This is a genomic window from Paenibacillus sp. sgz302191 (assembly GCF_057749925.1).
The window spans coordinates 46985-65663 of record NZ_JBYLHY010000028.1; the positions used below are offsets into that span (position 1 = coordinate 46985).

15 protein-coding genes and 1 pseudogene are annotated in these 18679 nt (G+C 52.4%); all 16 read left to right on the forward strand.

Annotated elements, in window-relative coordinates:
• Positions 1-202 precede the first annotated feature (202 nt).
• The 16 genes and pseudogenes from AC3G2T_RS29960 to AC3G2T_RS30035 all read left to right on the forward strand — a co-directional run bounded on the left by AC3G2T_RS29960 (position 203) and on the right by AC3G2T_RS30035 (position 18675).
• Complete coding sequence (locus AC3G2T_RS29960; protein ID WP_488437825.1) at positions 203-1432, forward strand: Kelch repeat-containing protein; 1230 nt, start codon at positions 203-205, stop codon at positions 1430-1432.
• A gap of 238 nt (positions 1433-1670) precedes the next feature.
• The gene (gene hpf, locus AC3G2T_RS29965) at positions 1671-2216 is read left to right on the forward strand and encodes a ribosome hibernation-promoting factor, HPF/YfiA family (RefSeq protein ID WP_474684315.1); all 546 of its coding nucleotides are present in this window, start codon (positions 1671-1673) and stop codon (positions 2214-2216) included.
• A gap of 120 nt (positions 2217-2336) precedes the next feature.
• On the forward strand, positions 2337-2936 hold the full coding sequence (locus AC3G2T_RS29970; RefSeq protein ID WP_474684314.1) for a nucleotide exchange factor GrpE: 600 nt from the start codon (positions 2337-2339) through the stop codon (positions 2934-2936).
• Positions 2933-4806, forward strand: a pseudogene (locus AC3G2T_RS29975) (Hsp70 family protein). Before AC3G2T_RS29970 ends, AC3G2T_RS29975 begins: the two are co-directional and overlap by 4 nt.
• Positions 4807-4818: 12 nt before the next feature.
• Positions 4819-6081 carry a J domain-containing protein gene (locus AC3G2T_RS29980; protein ID WP_488437826.1) on the forward strand — a complete coding sequence of 421 codons (1263 nt, stop codon included), beginning with the start codon at positions 4819-4821 and terminating at the stop codon, positions 6079-6081.
• A 167-nt stretch (positions 6082-6248) separates the two neighbouring features.
• Positions 6249-6524, forward strand: a complete 276-nt coding sequence (locus AC3G2T_RS29985; RefSeq protein WP_474684311.1) for a hypothetical protein — start codon at positions 6249-6251, stop codon at positions 6522-6524.
• Positions 6518-6865, forward strand: coding sequence for a type II toxin-antitoxin system PemK/MazF family toxin (locus AC3G2T_RS29990; protein WP_488437827.1), 348 nt, complete (start codon positions 6518-6520; stop codon positions 6863-6865). The genes AC3G2T_RS29985 and AC3G2T_RS29990 overlap by 7 nt, the downstream gene beginning before the upstream one ends.
• Before the next feature lie 164 nt (positions 6866-7029).
• Positions 7030-9540, forward strand: a complete 2511-nt coding sequence (secA, locus tag AC3G2T_RS29995; protein ID WP_474684309.1) for a preprotein translocase subunit SecA — start codon at positions 7030-7032, stop codon at positions 9538-9540.
• 50 nt (positions 9541-9590) lie between these two features.
• Positions 9591-10707, forward strand: a protein-coding gene (prfB, locus tag AC3G2T_RS30000; protein WP_474684308.1) for a peptide chain release factor 2 whose coding sequence is annotated in 2 segments (ribosomal slippage) — positions 9591-9662 and positions 9664-10707 — 1116 coding nt in all. Because the reading frame shifts where the segments join, the coding sequence is not laid out codon by codon here.
• Positions 10708-10936: 229 nt separating this feature from the next.
• A complete protein-coding gene (locus AC3G2T_RS30005) occupies positions 10937-11755 on the forward strand; it encodes a YitT family protein (RefSeq protein ID WP_474684387.1) in 819 nt (272 codons plus the stop codon).
• Between the two features lie 273 nt (positions 11756-12028).
• Entirely contained in the window at positions 12029-13078 is a 1050-nt protein-coding gene (argC, locus tag AC3G2T_RS30010) for an N-acetyl-gamma-glutamyl-phosphate reductase (protein WP_474684307.1), read from the forward strand.
• Between the two features lie 57 nt (positions 13079-13135).
• Positions 13136-14368 carry a bifunctional glutamate N-acetyltransferase/amino-acid acetyltransferase ArgJ gene (gene argJ / locus AC3G2T_RS30015; RefSeq protein ID WP_488437828.1) on the forward strand — a complete coding sequence of 411 codons (1233 nt, stop codon included), beginning with the start codon at positions 13136-13138 and terminating at the stop codon, positions 14366-14368.
• A gap of 21 nt (positions 14369-14389) precedes the next feature.
• Positions 14390-15226, forward strand: coding sequence for an acetylglutamate kinase (gene argB / locus AC3G2T_RS30020; protein ID WP_488437829.1), 837 nt, complete (start codon positions 14390-14392; stop codon positions 15224-15226).
• A gap of 13 nt (positions 15227-15239) precedes the next feature.
• Positions 15240-16433, forward strand: a complete 1194-nt coding sequence (gene argD, locus AC3G2T_RS30025) for an acetylornithine transaminase (RefSeq protein WP_488437830.1) — start codon at positions 15240-15242, stop codon at positions 16431-16433.
• Positions 16434-16459: 26 nt separating this feature from the next.
• Entirely contained in the window at positions 16460-17416 is a 957-nt protein-coding gene (argF, locus tag AC3G2T_RS30030; RefSeq protein ID WP_474684304.1) for an ornithine carbamoyltransferase, read from the forward strand.
• A 20-nt stretch (positions 17417-17436) separates the two neighbouring features.
• Positions 17437-18675 (forward strand): argininosuccinate synthase, encoded by a 1239-nt coding sequence (locus AC3G2T_RS30035; RefSeq protein WP_474684303.1) that lies wholly within the window; start codon positions 17437-17439, stop codon positions 18673-18675.
• Positions 18676-18679: the final 4 nt, after the last annotated feature.

Consider the following 18679-nt stretch of genomic DNA (forward strand, 5'->3'; position numbering starts at 1 on the left):
ACTTTGATAAACAGAGGCCAAAAGCCTTCGTTGCACGCTTATTCCGCTGCAGCTTTTTTTTGCTTTCACATGAAAAATTTTAAATATTTGGTTGTTTGATTTAAAAAAATAAAATTTTCAAAATATTCCACCATATGTTTAGACAAGATTTTATAATAAATGTATGATTATGATCGAATAAGTAAATAAAGGAGAGATTGTATTGAAAAAACTTGTTTCGATTATTCTGTTAACTATGATGATTTTCCTAGTAGCTCCTATTTCCTCTGTTTTTGCTTCTGAACAGACTTGGGTTGAGCAAAAGGAAATGACCAATCCAAGGACAGGGTCAATGGTCGTTCAAGTAAATGGATTAATATACTCAATAGGTGGTGCAAATGGATCTACTGCATACTCAGATGTACAGGTATACGATCCAACTAAAAATACATGGTCTATAAAGACAAGTATGTCGAAAGCCCGAGGTTATGCAGTTAAAGCAGTTATAAATAATAAAATATATATAATGGGTGGATATACGGGAAATTTACAATCATGGAGTGGTGGAGAAGCACTTAGCACAGTTGAAGTCTATGACCCTACTACTGACACTTGGACAAAGAAAGCAGACATGCCTTTTGTATTAGGTGCAGCAGCCTCCGCTGTGTATAATGATAAAATTTATATTTTTGGTGGTTATGGGAATACATATACTTCGATTGACACAGTAGCTGTGTATGATCCTGTCTCTGAGACTTGGACATATAAGTCTAAAATGCCATTGGTAAACACCGGAGCAGCTGCAGTTGTAGTAAGTGATAGTGTTTACTTAGTCGGTGGAAAAAATAATCAAGCTAGTGCCATTTACTCTATTATGCAAAAGTATGATCCAATAAATGATAAATGGAGTACACAATCTTATATGCCTACTCCTAGAAGCGCTCTTAGTGCGGAGGTTTATGCAGGGAAAATATATGCAATAGGCGGAGCAAATGCTTCAGGAGTAGTAAATACAGTTGAGGCATATAATTTAGAGACAAATACTTGGTCAACAGAACCAAGTGTGGTTAATGCAAGATATCTTCATGGATCAGCAAATATAAACGGGAATTTTTACGTTATTGGTGGAAGTACCACATCTCTTTCAGCCACAGGTAGCGTGGAAAAACTCACAGTTTCTGGTGGACAAGTGCCTCCGAGCAATGATAACAGAAGAGCTATTCTAACAATCACACTAGACACTGGTCTTGAAAAAGAGTTCGATCTATCCATGAAAGAAGTAAATGCTTTCATTTCTTGGTTTGAAGCTAAATCTGCTGGAACAGGCACAGCATCTTATGCAATTAATAAGCATGATAACAACAAGGGGCCTTTCAGTAGCAGGAAAGATTATGTGATTTTTAATAAGATTTTGACTTATGAAGTTAGCGAATACACGGTTACGACTCCGTAAAAGAATATGCTATTAATCGATAAAGCCCTCTTTCCAAAAGGATTGAGGGCTTTTTTTGCACTTGAAAAGTTTCCTTCCCGCAAACGCCGAATCAGCATGACTCGGCGTTTTTGGTCGGTTCCCTGATGTCTCTCATCTGAGTAATATTTTGTATAAAAATAAAACAAGAACGAAATATGAAGGAATTTTAAAGATGGGCTGGAATGTAGTATAATGTAGTAGAAGGGAGAGATGCACAATGAATTTTAGCATTCGTGGACAAAACCTTGAAGTAACTGATGCCCTCAGGGACTACGTCGAGAAGAAATTGAGAAGGCTAGAAAGGTATTTTGAAGCTCCCCTTACCTCCGATGTGTATGTGACTTTAAGCGTTCTGAAAGGTTATCAGGCGGTTGAAGTGACGATCCCGCTATCAGGCGTGCTGCTGCGGGCAGAGGAACGGAATAACGATATGTATGCATCGATTGATCTGGTTGTAGACAAACTGGAACGTCAAATTCGCAAGCACAAGACGAAAGCCAACCGGCAAATTCGCCAGGAAGGCGGCAAGCGGGATTTGTTTAAAGTCGATACGTCATCGGCTTATGTGGACGAAGAAGACGATTTTGAACTGGTTCGCAACAAGCGCTTCACGCTGAAACCGATGGATGTCGAGGAAGCCATCCTGCAGATGAACATGGTGGGTCACAGCTTCTTTGTATTTTCCAACATGGATACGGATCAAGTGAATGTGGTGTATAAGCGCAACGACGGCAAATACGGCTTAATCGAGCCGGCCCAATAATTGAACTCATACCATACAAATATGAATTGAAGCTTGGTTCGGCCGCGGCCGGATCAGGCTTTTTTCCATTAGTCAAGATGGTATAATGAAGGCATTATGTGTATAGAGGAGAATCAGGAAATGAGCTGGAAGTTTTGGAATAGGAAGCAGGAAGATCCGCTAATGGAAAACCTCCATACCCGGGTAACTGAGTTGGGTGACCAATTGAATAAGCTGACTCGCTTGCAATATAAAACGAGCCAGGATGTCTTGGGGAAAGTGGAGCGATTGTCCGAAAATGTGGATGGACTGCTAGGCTGGCAATCCACTTATGAGCAGGCCCAGTCTGTCATCAAGCAGTTCGAGCATAAGGAACAAAGAACTATTGGGGCGCTGATCAGTTGGTTGGATGAACTGGATTACGCGATTGCCCAACTACATGGTAAGGAACAGTCGGCGTGGGAGCAACTGATGATTAGTTGGGCGGATCAGGTCATCGCGGTTCTTGCGACGTTAGGCGTTAATGAAATCAATGTGCGTGGACGGAGCTTTGATCCCCGGCATGCAGAATCGTTACAGACCGTACCCGTGGCCGAATTGATCCAGAGAGCCAAAGATCAGGTCAGACAGTATGTGGCTTACGAAGTTGTTGAAGTCATTAAGCGGGGTTATCTTCATGCGGATGGCCGTTTGCTGCGCAAGGCTCAAGTAATAACGGTGAGAGAGGGAGATACGCAATGACAGAACCTAATACCAATAACGGATTTCGCCCTATTGTAGGAATCGACCTGGGGACAACAAATTCAGCCATTGCTTACATACGTAATGGAAAACCGGAACTCATTCCTTCCTCTCAAGGCGATACCATCATTCCTTCGGTTGTTATGATTGATTTGTCGGGGAAAGCAATCGTCGGCAAGGATGCCCGCGATGCGCTCGTCGCTATGCCTCATCGTACGATCGCTGCTGTGAAAAGAAAGATGGGCGAAAGCGAACGTATTCCTTTGGCAAGCAGGGAGCTGCTGCCGCAAGAGATTTCCGCTTTGATTCTTAAAGAGCTTAAGGGTTTTGCCGATGCTCTGTATGGAGACGGAGAAAAAGAAGCCGTCATAACGGTTCCCGCTTATTTCACGGATGAACAGCGGAGAGCGACGAAGGAGGCCGGTGAATTAGCCGGATTCGTGGTGGAGCGGATTATTAACGAACCGACGGCTGCCGCACTGGCTTACGGACTGCAAAATCTGAATGAGGACTGCCACATTCTCGTGTACGACTTGGGTGGCGGGACGTTCGATGTCTCGGTCGTGGAGATGATGAGCGGCATTCTCGAGGTGAAAGCTTCTGCGGGCAATCGCCACCTTGGCGGCGAGGACTTTGATTGGCGGCTTGTGGATTGGTTCGCGGAACAAATGATCGCTCAGCACGGTGTAGATCCTCGATTCGATATTCGCGCCAAAGCGCTTTTGAAACAGGAAGCGGAGAGGGTGAAGATGGAGTTGTCCGCGCAGTCCGAATCGAACGTGGAGCTCCCGTTGGTCACGATCAAGGAAAACAAGCCAATAGGCTTGTTCGTCCGAGTTCGCCGTGAACAATTGGAAAGCCTCATTGAGGATTTGCTGTCCGAAACGTTAGACAGCGTCCGCAAAGTCGTAGCCGATGCAGGGTTGTCCGGGAAGGATATTGACCACGTACTGCTGGTAGGCGGTTCTACCCGGATACCTCGGGTGCATCAGCTGATTGCCGACTACTTTGGGAAAAGCCGCGCGCTGACGTGAATCCCGATGAAGCCGTAGCGTTAGGAGCTGCCGTTCAGGCTGGGCTCAAGTCCGGGGCCTTGTCAAGCAGCGGACTTATTGCTACCGATGTCGCCCCGTTCTCGATGGGAGTTGCAGCGTTAAAAGAGGGCAAGCTGGGGAGGATGAAGCCCGGCGGATTCGTGCCCATCATTCCCCGCAATACGACGATTCCCGTGACGAGGTCGGAGAGGTTTTATACGGCTGCCCCTGGCCAAACCGCTGTGTCCATTGAGATTTATCAGGGTGAACACGAATGGGTGAAACATAACCATCCTTTGGGAGACTACCTCATGGAAGGTATTCCGGAGAACCGGAATGCGAATGAAGAAATTGAAGTAACATTCCGATACAATTTGAACGGTATTCTCGAAGTATCTTCCAAATGCGTCAGCACAGGGAAAGCAATGACTGTTTCCGTGCAGGACGCTTTGCAGCGCGATTCTCAGGCCGCCTATGAAGAGAGCTTGTCTAAACTGGAGAGCCTCTGGAGTGCAACGGTTGAAGACGTCGCGGACTCAGAACCAGAGGTCGATGAAGACGACGAAGATTGGGATCTGCTTGATTTGATGGCGGACAGTGAGTTGGATGAGGAAGTAGACGAATATGAAACCGTCTCTCCTTCCGAGCTCCGCAATCAGGCTGTCACGTTGAGGGATCGTGCAGCAGCCTTGCAGTTGAAACTTGATGAGCCGGGCCGTGCGGCAGCTCAGGAGATCGTTGCTGCTCTCGAACAAGCCTTGCAAGATGATAATGCCGAACGTTTGGAGCAAGCTGTAGATCAAGCAACAGACGCTCTTATTGATTTGGAAATGTAGGAGGAATCACGTATGGAAGCAACCAAGCGGCCTGCGCGGAAGAAAGCGAAGGCGAAAACGAAAATTGAAAACTACTACAAAATTCTTGGAATTCGCGCCAATGCAACTCAAGCTTCAATCAAAAAGGCTTATATCGAGAAGGTTAAAGCTTTTCCTCCGGAAACGCACCCGGAACAGTTTCAACAAATTCGCGGAGCCTATGAGACTCTGAAAGACCCCATCAAACGTAAAGAATATGACTTGCTTCGCAAGTATGGGGACAATCTGGAGAATATTGTAGACGAAGCGATGGAAAAGATGGAATCGGAGCGCTGGGACGAAGCGGTTGAACTATTCCGACAGGCGCAGCGAATATCGCCGGATAATTTGTCCGTATGCCTGGGGCTGGGGGAAGCCTCTCTTATGAAAGGGGACGAGGTGACTTTCCAACATCAGTTTAGTCTGGGACGCGACCTGGCTTCGACTGATGAAGAGAAGGCGATTGTAGCCTCGCTGAAGGGAAAGCTTCTTCTGGAAGAGGATAGGGCGCAAGAGGCGCTTGAGGAGCTTCTGGAAGCGAAAGAAGCGTATCCGGAACAAATTGATATTTTAAGAAGAAATATATTACTCTCTTACGTGAATTTGGATCGGGCTGAGGAAGCATGGCTGCTCGCAGAAGCGGCTATTCCTGACGAACAATCTCAAACACCGGAGGATTTGCTGAAATTTATCGATTGGATCAACTCGATGATGGAGGCGGAAAAATGGAATTTATGGGGCAAGGTTCAGACACGCGTAAAGAGATTCCTTAAATCCGTTCAAGAGGAAGAAGACCGAGTGTATGTATCTGCCTCACTATTGATGGAATTTCTAAGCTTCTACGACGTCAACCGCTTTCGTGAAGCGGAAATATACGCCGATTTAGCCTGTTATTTTGAGCCGCAGCAGCCTGAGATTCGGGAAGCCCGCCGCGATGTTCAGGAGTTGGCGAAAGTAAAGAAGGAAGTCGAACGCATGCAAGAAGATATGGATTTATTTCCGCTGGTTGCACTGTATGCGATCGAATGGTTTTATGAGGGCTTGAGGGATTTTGATACGCTGGACGAAATAAGAGCACAACTGTCGCAGGGGCAGCTGGCTCAAATGAAGACGATGAAAGAAGAGTTTGCCGCGGGCATCCTCAGGGCTAAGAAGAAATATCCGGCGGTTTTTAAGCGATTTGAGGGAAATTGGACGGAGATGTATGAAGAAGCGGTATCCGGTTTGAACCGGGAAGCGAGAAGAAGATTGAGGTAAGCAGGCGAGCCGGTACGGATGAAGGACTTTACAACACTGTCAGTGTGAAGTGAAGTCCGGTCTGATCGGCTTTTTCTCTTTTTGAGCCAAAAAGCATTTTAAAAACAACATAAAACATATACAATAATATTATGCAATAATATTGTGCAATAAGAGGAGTGATTTAAGTGCAGACTTCCAAACCTAAAAATGTAACTTTTACGCTGCCGCCTGAATTGGTGGAGAAATATAAGTTTTTTGTTAAAGAGAATGTTATACCGTCTGTAAATGCCGGAGTTAAAGAGGCGCTTGAACAATATTCTAAAAAAATTGAAAAAGAGATGTTGAAAGCGGAAATGTCCCAGGCATCGAAAGATCCTTTGTTTATGAAGGATTTGCAAGAAAGCATGAAAGCCTTTGAGTCTGCAGATGATGAAGCGGCGAAGGGGACTGCTGAATGGTAAGCTATCAATGGGGAATTTTCTGGGCGGATTTAAATCCGACTCAAGGGTCAGAACAAGCCGGCAGAAGACCTGTACTTGTCATTTCGGTGGAAGAAGTGAATCAGGCATTGCCGATTGTAACGGTTATTTCATTAACGTCTGTAAAACCTGGCAGGAACATATATCCCATTGAAGTTTATTTAAAAGAAGAAACGGGTCTGCCTAAAGATTCAATCGCTATGGCGCACCAGATAAGAGCAATAAGTAAAGAACGATTAGGTATGAAATGCGGTAATATTGAGTCGGATGAAACAAAGGCAAAAATTAAAGAAGTAATAAAGAGATATTTAGATCTGGAGTAAGCATACATGCGATAATGTTGAGAAGTTCCTGATGAATGCTTTCGACGCTTCCAAAAAATAATAAGAAATAGGAATTAAAACCAAATTCGCATTGCATTTGTTGCGGCAGGACCGCCAAACTGGTACAATTTAAGGATACGAATGCAAGGGAAAGGGGTTCACCGATGCTAGGACTTGTGAAGAAGATTTTTGGTGATTCCAATGAACGGGAAATTAAAAGGATGCTGAAAGCCGTTGACCATATCAACGGGCTGGAAGCAACGATTGAACCGCTGTCGGACGAAGAGCTGAAAGGCAAGACGGCAGAGTTCAGAAACAGATTGGAACAAGGCGAAGAGCTGGACGATTTGCTGCCGGAAGCTTTTGCGGTAGTGAGAGAAGCCGCGAAGCGTGTTCTCGGCAAACGGCATTACGACGTTCAGCTCATCGGCGGTATGGTGCTTCATGAAGGCCGTATCGCGGAAATGAGAACGGGCGAAGGGAAGACGCTCGTCGGGACGCTTCCTGTTTATTTGAACGCTTTGCTGGGCAAAGGCGTACATGTGGTAACGGTCAATGATTACTTGGCGCAGCGGGACAGCGCCGAGATGGGTCAAATATATACGTTCCTCGGCCTGACGGTTGGGGTCAATCTGCACAGTTTGTCGCACGAAGAGAAGCAGGCGGCATACGCTTGCGACATCACGTACGGCACGAACAACGAATACGGCTTTGATTACCTGCGCGACAACATGGTGCTGTACAAAGAGCAAATGGTGCAGCGTCCGCTGTATTTTGCCGTTATTGACGAAGTGGACTCCATTTTGGTCGACGAGGCGAGAACGCCGCTGATCATTTCCGGACAAGCTGCCAAATCGACGGATCTTTACTACGCGGCGGACCGTTTCGTAGCGAAGCTCAAGGAAGAAGAAGACTACACCATCGATATCAAGGTGCGCTCCGTAGCGCTGACCGAAGAAGGCGTAGCGAAGGCCGAGCGTGCTTTTGGCATCGAGAACTTGTTCGATCATCAGAACGTCACGATCAACCACCATGTGACGCAAGCCCTCAAGGCCCGCTTTATTATGAGGCGCGATGTGGATTACGTGGTGCAGGACGACGAAGTCATGATCGTCGACGAGTTCACGGGCCGGATCATGACGGGCCGCCGTTACAGCGACGGGCTGCATCAAGCGATTGAGGCCAAGGAACAACTGCAAGTGCAAAATGAGAGCATGACGCTGGCGACCATCACTTTCCAGAACTATTTCCGTATGTACCGGAAGCTTGCGGGCATGACGGGTACGGCCAAAACGGAAGAGGAAGAGCTGAAAAAGATTTACGGCCTGGAAGTTATTGTTGTTCCGACGAACCGTCCGATGATTCGAAAAGACTTGCCGGATATCGTGTACAAATCGGAAACCGGCAAATTCAAGGCTGTCGTGGAAGAGATCACGGAACGCCACAAAAAGAATCAGCCGGTGCTGGTCGGTACGGTATCCATCGAAAATTCCGAGCGTCTGTCCGATATGCTGAAGAAAAAAGGCGTTCAGCATAAAGTGCTGAATGCGAAATACCATGCGGAAGAGGCGGAAATCGTAGCGCGCGCGGGACAACCCGGGTCTGTTACGATTGCGACGAACATGGCCGGCCGCGGTACGGACATTATGCTGGGCGACGGTGTGCACGATGCGGGCGGACTGCATATTATAGGTACGGAGCGTCACGAAAGCAGACGGATCGACAACCAACTGCGCGGCCGCGCCGGACGTCAGGGCGATCCGGGTTCTTCCCAATTCTACCTCTCGCTGGAAGACGAGTTGATGAAGCGTTTTGGCGCCGAGAACATCATGGCGATGATGGATCGTCTTGGCATGGAAGAAGATCAACCGATCGAAAGCAGGCTGATCACGCGTGCCGTCGAATCCGCGCAGAAGCGCGTAGAGGGCAACAACTTCGACGTGCGTAAAGTCGTACTCCAGTATGACGACGTTATGAATCAGCAGCGCGAAATTATTTATAAGCAGCGCAGAGAGCTGCTGGAATCCGAAAACATCCGCGAAGTTGTCGAGAGCATGATCAATTCGGTTATCGAGCGCGTGGTCAAAGCGCATTGTCCGGAAGATCAAATTCCCGAAGAGTGGGAAATCCACGAAGTGGCGAATTTCGTCAATAACAACCTGCTGACGGAAGGTCAAGTGGCGGATGAGGATATCTGGGGCAAGGAACAAGAGGAAATTATCGAGCATATCCAAGGGCTCGTCAAAGCCCGTTACGATGAGCGTGAGCAGGAAATCGGCGGCGAATTCATGCGCGAATTCGAGAAGGTCGTAGCGCTTCGCGCGGTGGACAGCAAATGGATGGATCACATCGATGCGATGGATCAGCTTCGCCAAGGTATCCATCTGCGTGCATACGGCGGTACCGACCCGCTGCGCGAGTACCAGTTTGAAGGTTTCGAGATGTTCCAGGAAATGATCGAGAACATTCAGGAAGAAGTCGCGAAGTACATCATGAAGGCGCACGTGCAAAGCAATCTGGAGCGCCAGGCGGTAGCCGAAGGCCAGGCCGTCGATCCGAAGAACGAAGCGGCCGGCAAAAAGCCGCTGGTCCGCGACGATCGCATCGGACGCAACGACCCGTGCCCTTGCGGCAGCGGCAAGAAATTCAAGCAATGCCACGGTCAGGGCAGCTAATAGGCAAAGCTGCTGTGCCGGCGGCAAGTAGATTAAAAGAGGTGTAAGACATGCTGGAACCAGAAGTGAAACAGGATTTAAGGGAAACGGCAAAGCGACTAACTGAATTACGGGGGTCTCTTTGACTTAGATCATAAGCTCGAAGCGATCGGAGATTTTGAGGAAAAGATGGCTGCGCCGGATTTCTGGGACGATAACGAAAAGGCCCAGAAGACGATCGGCGAACTCAACGCGATCAAGGGCGTTGTGGAGCAGTTCCAGGCGTTTTCCGGCGAGTACGACGACCTGCTGGTGCTGGTCGAGCTCGAGGAGGAGGAAAGCGACGACGGTCTGGCCGCGGAGATTGGCGGCGGCATCGCGGCTCTGGTCAAGAAGCTCGAAGCGTTCGAGCTTCAGCTGCTGCTCAGTCAGCCGTATGATCGGCTGAATGCGATTCTGGAGCTGCACCCCGGCGCAGGGGGCACCGAGTCGCAGGACTGGGCGGAGATGCTGCTGCGCATGTACCGCCGTTGGGCGGAGAAGCGCGACTTCAAGGTCGAGGTGCTCGACTACCTGCCCGGCGACGAGGCCGGCGTGAAGAGCGTCACGCTAATGATCAAAGGCTTCAACGCCTACGGCTACCTGAAGGCGGAGAAAGGCGTGCATCGGCTCGTACGCATTTCGCCGTTCGATGCCTCAGGACGCCGCCACACGTCGTTCGTGTCGTGCGACGTTATGCCGGAGATCGAGGACGATGCGGAGATCGAGATCCGCACCGAGGATCTCAAAATCGATACGTACCGGGCCAGCGGAGCGGGCGGTCAACATATTAATACGACCGATTCCGCCGTGCGGATTACGCACATACCGACCGGTGTTGTGGTGAGCTGCCAACAGGAGCGCTCCCAGATCAAGAACCGCGAAAAGGCGATGAAGATGCTGCGCTCCAAGCTCTACGAGAAGAAAATCGAAGAGCAGGAGAAGCATCTCGCGGAAATTCGCGGAGAGCAGTCCGATATTGCATGGGGCAGCCAGATTCGGTCTTACGTGTTCCATCCTTACAGTATGGTCAAGGATCACCGCACTTCTGCGGAGACGGGCAACGTCGGCGCTGTCATGGACGGCGACCTGGACACGTTCATCGACGCTTACCTGCGTCTTCAAATCCGCAAGGATCCGAACGATTAAGATACGAGTATTGGGCCAATCGAAGCGCCGGACGGCATCACGCGCATACAACAAGCGTCCAAGAAAAATCCTACACCTGAGACGGTGTAGGATTTTTCTTGCGTGCGCGTCGGGCGCATCGTTTTGGAAGCATAGCCGTCCACGATTTTGACCGAAAATTCAAAGGAGGCGCTGCATAGTGCCGAGAAGAAAACAACGGCTCCGGGTCGGCAGCCCCGCACATACGGCAATGGAATACACGCTGCTGGTGATCGGGTCTTTGGTGATGGCGGCCAGTTTTAACGCTTTTTTAAACCCGAATCAAATTGCGTCCGGCGGCGTATCCGGCGTCTCGACCATTGTGCAGCATTTGACCGGGATCAGTCCGGCCCTTACGCAGTGGGGGCTCAACATTCCGTTGTTTTTCCTGGGCTTGTGGCTGCTGGGCGGCCAATTCGGCATGAAAGCCGCGGTAGGTTCTGTCGTATATCCGCTGTGCGTTTTGCTGACGAGCCATATCGGAACGCCGACCCATAACACGCTGCTCGCCAGCCTGTACGGCGGGATGGGGATTGGCCTCGGGCTCGGCATCGTGTTCCGTGGGCGCGGATCGACGGGCGGTTTTGGCCTGGCGGCTCAGATTTTGCATAAATATACGGGGCTGAGTCTGGGGTTCGCCGTAGCCGTTCTGGACGGGCTGGTCATTTTGTCGGCGGGCTTCGTGTTTACACCGGAAAATGCGCTTTTTGCGCTGATCGGCCTGTTTGTGTCAACGAAAACGATCGACGTCGTGCAGCTCGGTTTTAATTATTCGAAGGTAGCTTTCATCATTTCCGAGCATACGGATGCCATCCGGCAGGCGATTTTGTACGAGCTGGACCGCGGACTAACGGAGCTTAACGGCGCCGGGGGATTTACGGGGGCTTCGCGGACCGTTCTCATGGTCGTGGTGAACCAGAACGAGGTCAGCCGTCTGAAGACGCTTGTGCGCTCGGTGGACGAGCAGGCTTTTGTCATTTTGAGCGAAACGCATGAAGTGTTGGGGGAAGGATTCAAGCGGCACGCCTGACCGTTCGGACAATACAAGATAAGCGTGGTTAATGCAGTTCGGATAAGCAATAGTTGCTCTTTGGGCGGGGATTCTGGGATAATGGAAAAGGGACTGTCCGCGGGTGAAAACGGACTGAATAATCGGCTGTAGAAGCGCCGGAAACCTTTGCCGGTCCCATGGGGGAAAAACGCTTTAAAGCGCATGAAATCTGGAAAAAATGCATTGAATTATTATGTATGCGACTGTATAATAATACATATCTTTTTAGGGACGTTGGGGAGGAATGAAACAATGGGCAACGAACTGAGAGCGGCGATTATTGGGGCGACAGGCTACGGCGGCGCCGAGTTGATCCGGCTTTTGCAGGCGCATCCGTATATTACGGTAGCTTCGGTCGTCTCGACATCGAATGCGGGCGTGCCGATCGCGGACGGGTTCCCGCATTTGAACGAAATTTGCACGGACATTTTGGATGAATTGAACGTGGAGCTTATTGCCGGAAAAGCGGATCTCGTATTCCTGGCGACTCCGGCGGGCGTAAGTGCGGAGCTTACTCCGAAGCTGCTTGCGGCGGGACTCAAGGTGGTTGACATTTCCGGGGATCTTCGTCTGAAGTCGGCGGCTGACTACGAAAAATGGTATAAGCACCCTGCTGCGCCTGCCGCTGAGCTGGAACGGGCGGTATACGGCTTGTCCGAAGTGTTCGGCGATGAAGTGAAGGGCGTCGATCTCGTTTCCAATCCGGGCTGCTACCCGACGGCTACGCTGCTCGGTCTGATCCCTGCGGTGAAAGCGGGCTGGATCGACCCTGCGACGATCATTATCGATGCCAAATCCGGCGTCTCCGGCGCAGGTCGCGGCGTCAGTCTTGGGGTTCATTATTCCGAGCTGAACGAGAACCTGAGTGCATATAAAGTGAACAAGCATCAGCATATTCCGGAAATCGAGCAGGCGCTGAGCCGCATTGCCGGCAAACCGGTCGTGACGACGTTCACGACGCACCTGGTCCCGATGACGCGCGGCATTATGTCGACGATGTATGCATCCGTGCTGGGCGACCGTTCCGAGGCCGATTTCATCGAGCTTTACCGCGAGTTTTATCAAGGACGCAGGTTCGTCCGCATTCGCAGCAATGGCAAAATGCCGTCCACCAAAGAAGTGTTCGGCTCGAACTACTGCGACATCGGGTTTGCGGTGGATGCGCGTACGGGGCGCGTCACGATTTGCTCCGTTATCGACAACGTGGTCAAAGGCGCGGCAGGGCAAGCGATTCAAAATGTGAACATCATGATGGGCTGGGACGAAACGACGGGATTGTTGTTTTCTCCGGTATATCCATAAATTCGCAAGCAGATCAAGAGTTAATCAAGCCTCTGGAGGGACAGGTGAAGGACGGAAATGTCGGTACATGAGCAAGGAAAGTTTATCGTATTGCCGGAAGGCTCGATCACGACGCCGAAAGGTTTTCGCGCAGGCGGGTTGCACTGCGGCCTGAAAAAAACGGAGCGCCACGATCTCGGCGCAATCGTGTGTGAGGTGCCGGCGTCAGCGGCGGGCGTATACACGCTGAACGCGTTCCAGGCGGCACCGCTGCGCGTGACGCAGGAGAGCATCGCCCAAGGCGGCAAGCTGCAGGCGATGGTCGTCAACAGCGGCAACGCCAACGCGTGCACCGGCCAGCAGGGCGAGGACGACGCGCGCGCGATGCGCGCCGCCGCTGCGAAGGCGCTTGGCGTGGCGGAGCATCACGTCGGCGTGACGAGCACCGGCGTCATCGGTGAGCTGCTGCCGATGGGCAAAGTGCTCGGCGGCATCGAGCAGCTGCCGCAGCGCGTGAAGGCGGACGGAGGCGACGACTTCTGTCAGGCGATCCTGACGACGGATCTCGTGCAGAAGATGACGTGCGTCCGCCTGACGGTCGGCGGCAAGGAAGTTCACATTGCCGGAGCGGCCAAAGGTTCGGGGATGATTCACCCGAACATGGCGACGATGCTCGGTTTTATCACGACCGACGCGAACATTGAGAGCGAGCACCTTCAGCTGCTGCTGAACCGGATCACGGACAACACGTTCAACATGATTACGGTGGACGGCGATACGAGCACCAACGACATGGTCGTGGTGATGGCGAGCGGGCTGGCCGGCGGGGATGCGCTGCATCCGGGCCATCCCGATTGGGAAGCGTTCGCGGCCGGACTGCAATACGTGGGCGAGTATCTCGCCAAGGCGATTGCCCGCGACGGCGAGGGCGCGACGAAGCTGATCGAGGTGAACGTGATCGGGGCGGCGTCCGACAACGCGGCGCGCGCGATCGCGAAATCGATCATCGGCTCGAGCCTCGTGAAGTCGGCGGTTTACGGCGCGGACGCCAACTGGGGCCGCATTATCGCGGCTGTCGGCTATTCGGGCCAGCCGGTAAATGTCGATACCGTCGACATTCGCCTGGGCGACATCGTCGTGCTGGAGCAGTCGCGTCCCGTGAAGTTCGACGAGGAGCAGGCGCTGGCGTATTTGAAAACGGACACGATTCACATCCATGTGAATTTGCATATGGGCAGCGGCAAGGCGACAGGCTGGGGCTGCGATTTGACTTACGATTACGTGCGGATTAATGCGGCCTACCGGACGTAACGATCCGGGAGCGGAGATCGGATGGAAGAGTTTGTAAGCCAAAGGGGTAAAGGGGAAGCGAAATCGGTGAAGAACAATTGCTTTGTGATGAAATGCGGCGGAAGCACGTTGGCTGCTTTGCCTGAGAGCTTTTTTGAGGATATGCGGCACCTTCAGGACGAAGGCATCGTGACCGTCATCGTACACGGCGGCGGGCCAGCGATTTCGGATACGCTGGCGAAGCTGGGCATCGAGACGGAATTCGTGAACGGCCTTCGCCGTACGACCGAAGCGGTGCTGGATGTCGTGGAGATGGTGCTCTCCGGCCAGATCAACAAGGAAATCGTACGCCGCATTCAACTGGCGGGCGCTTCGGCGCTCGGCCTGTCAGGCGTGGACGGACATTTGATTGAGGCGCAGCCGGTCAGCAACGCGGGCGAGGTCGGACTGGTCGGCGATGTGACGAAGGTGAATGCGGAGCTCATTCAGAACATCGTGCAGATGGGCTACATTCCGGTGATTGCGCCTGTAGGGCTTGGAGAGGACGGCGGGCAGCGCTACAACATCAACGCGGATACGGCTGCTGGCGCGGTCGCTTCGCATCTCGGCGTCGAGCGGATGATCGTGGTGACGGATGTGCCAGGCATCATGAAGACGGTGGACGGCGAGAAGCAGGTGCTGCCTGTCGTCACCGTTACGGAGATCGAAGACATGATCGCCAGCGGCGAAATCTACGGAGGCATGATTCCGAAGGTTCGCGCAGCGATTCAGTGCATACAGGGCAAAGTGAAGGAAGTCGTCATCGTCAACGGCTCCGAGCCGAACGTGCTGAGCAAGACGCTCAAAGACGGCGGCATCGGGACGCGGATCGTAAGATAAAGGAGGGTTTAACATGGGTGAAGCAGGAAAAAGCTCGCTCTTTCCGACATACGCCAGATATCCGATCACATTGGTCAAAGGCGAAGGAAGCCGTCTGTGGGACGATACGGGCAAAGAATATATCGATTTGATGAGCGGAATCGCGGTGACGAATCTCGGACACGCGCCTCAGGCCGTCAAGGAAAAACTGATCGAGCAGCTCGATCAATTGTGGCATGTCAGCAATTTGTTCCACATCCCGAATCAGGAGAAGCTGGCGACGCTGCTTACGGACAACAGCTGCGCGGATGCGGTGTTCTTCTGTTCCACGGGAGCGGAGGCGAATGAAGCGGCGATCAAGCTCGCCCGCCGGTATTCGCAGAAGGTGCTGCAGAACGGCAAATACGAAATCATTACGTTCAACATGTCGTTCCACGGCCGGACGCTTGCTACTTTGACCGCTACGGGGCAGGATAAAGTGAAGGAAGGCTTTTTGCCGCTTCCGCAGGGCTTCGTGTACGCCCCTTACAACGATATCGAGGCTGTCCGCAGCCTTGTGAACGATAATACGTGCGCGATTATGCTGGAGATGGTGCAGGGCGAAGGCGGCGTACTGCCTGCCGATCCCGCTTTCGTTAAGCAAATCGCGGAGCTGTGCGAGCAGCGCGGCCTGCTGCTGATCGTGGATGAAATCCAGACCGGCATCGGGCGGACGGGCAAGCTTTTCGCTTACGAGCATTACGGCATTGAGCCGGACATTTTCACGTTGGCCAAAGGGCTCGGCGGGGGCTTTCCGATCGGCGCGATGCTGGGCAAGGCGAAGCTCGCCGAGGCGTTCGGCCCCGGCAGCCATGGCTCCACGTTCGGCGGAACGCCGATTGCAACGGCAGCGGCGATCGCTTCCGTAGAGGCGATACTGGATGGCAAGCTGCCTGAACGGGCGGCTGAACTCGGCGAATACACGGTCAAAAAGCTGCAAACGAGCCTCGCCGACAATCCGCTTGTGGCGAAGGTGCGGGGCATCGGCCTGTTGATTGGCATTGAATGCACGCAGCCTACAGGCGAGATCATTAGCGAAATTCACAAGCAGGGCGTGCTGGTCATTCCGGCGGGGCCGAATGTGATTCGTCTGGTGCCGAGCTTGACGATTCCGCAGGAGGATCTGGACCGCGGCCTGGACATTGTCTGCTCCGTGCTCGCCGGGAAAGCGACTGCCGCGATTCAGTAATTTTAACAGCAGAGAGGTAGGATGAAATGAGCGGTATTGTAAAGGAAGAAATGGCGGCCCAACTGAAGGGCCGGGATTTTCTTGCTCTGACTGACTATACAACGGAAGAGATCGAATATTTGATCGACCTGGCGATTGACCTGAAGCGCAAGCAAAAAGCGGGAGAGCCGCACAAGCTGCTGGCGGGCAAAACGCTGGGGATGATTTTTGAAAAATCCTCGACCCGTACGCGGGTTTCGTTTGAGGTGGGGATGTACCAGCTGGGGGGGCAGGCGCTCTTTTTGAGCAGGAACGATCTTCAGCTCGGACGCGGGGAGACGGTCTGGGATACGGCGCAAACGTTGTCGCGCTACCTCGACGGCATCATGATCCGCACTTACGAGCACCGCAAGGTGATCGATTTGGCCAGAGGGGCGACGGTGCCGGTTATCAACGGACTGACGGATCACGCACACCCTTGCCAGGTGCTTGCCGATTACCAGACAGCGCTGGAGAAAAAAGGCAAGCTGCGCGGCTTGAAAGTCGCTTATATCGGCGATGGCAACAACATGGTGCACTCCCTCATGATCGGAGCGTCCAAGCTGGGCATGCACTTTGCCGTGGCGACGCCGGAAGGCTATGAGCCCGACGCCGAAGTCATTCAAACGGCCAAAGAGAACGCAGCGCAAACGGGAGGCAGTCTGCTTGTGACGCGCGAGTCCCGCGAAGCGGTGGAAAATGCCGATATCGTCTATACGGACGTATGGGCGAGCATGGGCTTTGAAGCGGAGCAAAAAGAGCGGGAAATCGCCTTTAAGAACTATCAGGTGAACGAAGCGCTCGTCCAATATGCCAAGCCGGATTACTTGTTCATGCACTGTCTGCCTGCGCACCGCGGCGAAGAAGTCAGCGAAGGCGTGATCGACGGCGTACATTCGGTTGTTTTTGACGAGGCGGAGAACCGTCTTCATGCGCAAAAGGCTATCATGGCCGCAATTATGTAACGAACGGAGAGATCTTATTCATGGCTAAGGAAAAAATCGTGCTTGCCTATTCCGGCGGGCTGGACACTTCGGTCATTTTGAAATGGCTAAAAGAAACTTACGATGCGGAAATCATCGCTTTTACGGCGGATATCGGACAAAAGGAAGAGCTGGACGGTCTGGAGGAAAAAGCGCTGAAAACCGGCGCATCCAAAATCTACATCGACGACCTGCAGGACGAGTTCGCCAAAGATTTCATCTTCCCGATGTTCCAGGCGGGCGCTCTGTATGAAGGGCAGTACCTGCTCGGCACGAGCATTGCGCGCCCGCTGATCGCCAAGCGCATGGTCGAGATCGCCCGCGCGGAAGGCGCTACGGCGATTGCCCACGGCGCAACCGGCAAAGGCAACGACCAGGTGCGCTTCGAGCTTACGGCTGCGGCGCTTGCGCCTGAGCTTGCCGTGATCGCCCCTTGGCGCCTCGAAGAATTCCGCGAGCAGTTCCCGGGCCGTGCGGAAATGATCGCTTATGCCGAGAAGCACGGCATTCCGGTTACCGCTTCGGCGGCAAAGCCGTACTCGACGGACCGCAACCTGCTGCACATCTCCTTCGAGAGCGGCATGCTGGAAGATCCTTGGTTCGATGCGGCTGCGGATTCCAACAAGGACATGTACGTGCTGAGCGTCGCTCCTGAGGATGCTCCGGATCAGGCTGAGTATTTGGAGCTTGATTTTGAAAAAGGCGAGTGCGTAGGCTTGAACGGCGCGAAATTGTCGCCTCTGCAAGTGATGCAAGCTTTGAACGAAATCGGCGGCAAGCATGGCATTGGCCGTGTCGATATGGTAGAGAACCGCTTCGTCGGCATGAAGAGCCGCGGCGTGTATGAGACTCCGGGCGGCACGATCCTGTTCACCGCTCACCGCAAAATGGAGTCGCTGACGATGGACCGCGATGTGATGCATCTGCGCGATTCGCTGATCTCGAAGTACGCGACGCTCGTCTACAACGGCTTCTGGTTCGCACCGGAGCGTCTGGCGATCCAGGCGCTGGTGGAAGAGAGCCAGAAAAACGTAACCGGTACGGTGCGCTTGAAGCTGTACAAAGGCAACGTCATCGGAGCAGGCGTAAAAAGCCCTGTATCCTTGTACAACCCGGACATCGCCACGATGGAAGCGGACCCTTCCAAAGCCTACGACCAAGGCGACGCAGCCGGTTTTATCCGCTTGAATGCGCTGCGTTTGAAAGTGTCTTCCGGCGTGCAGCAAAAGTCGACAAAATAATATC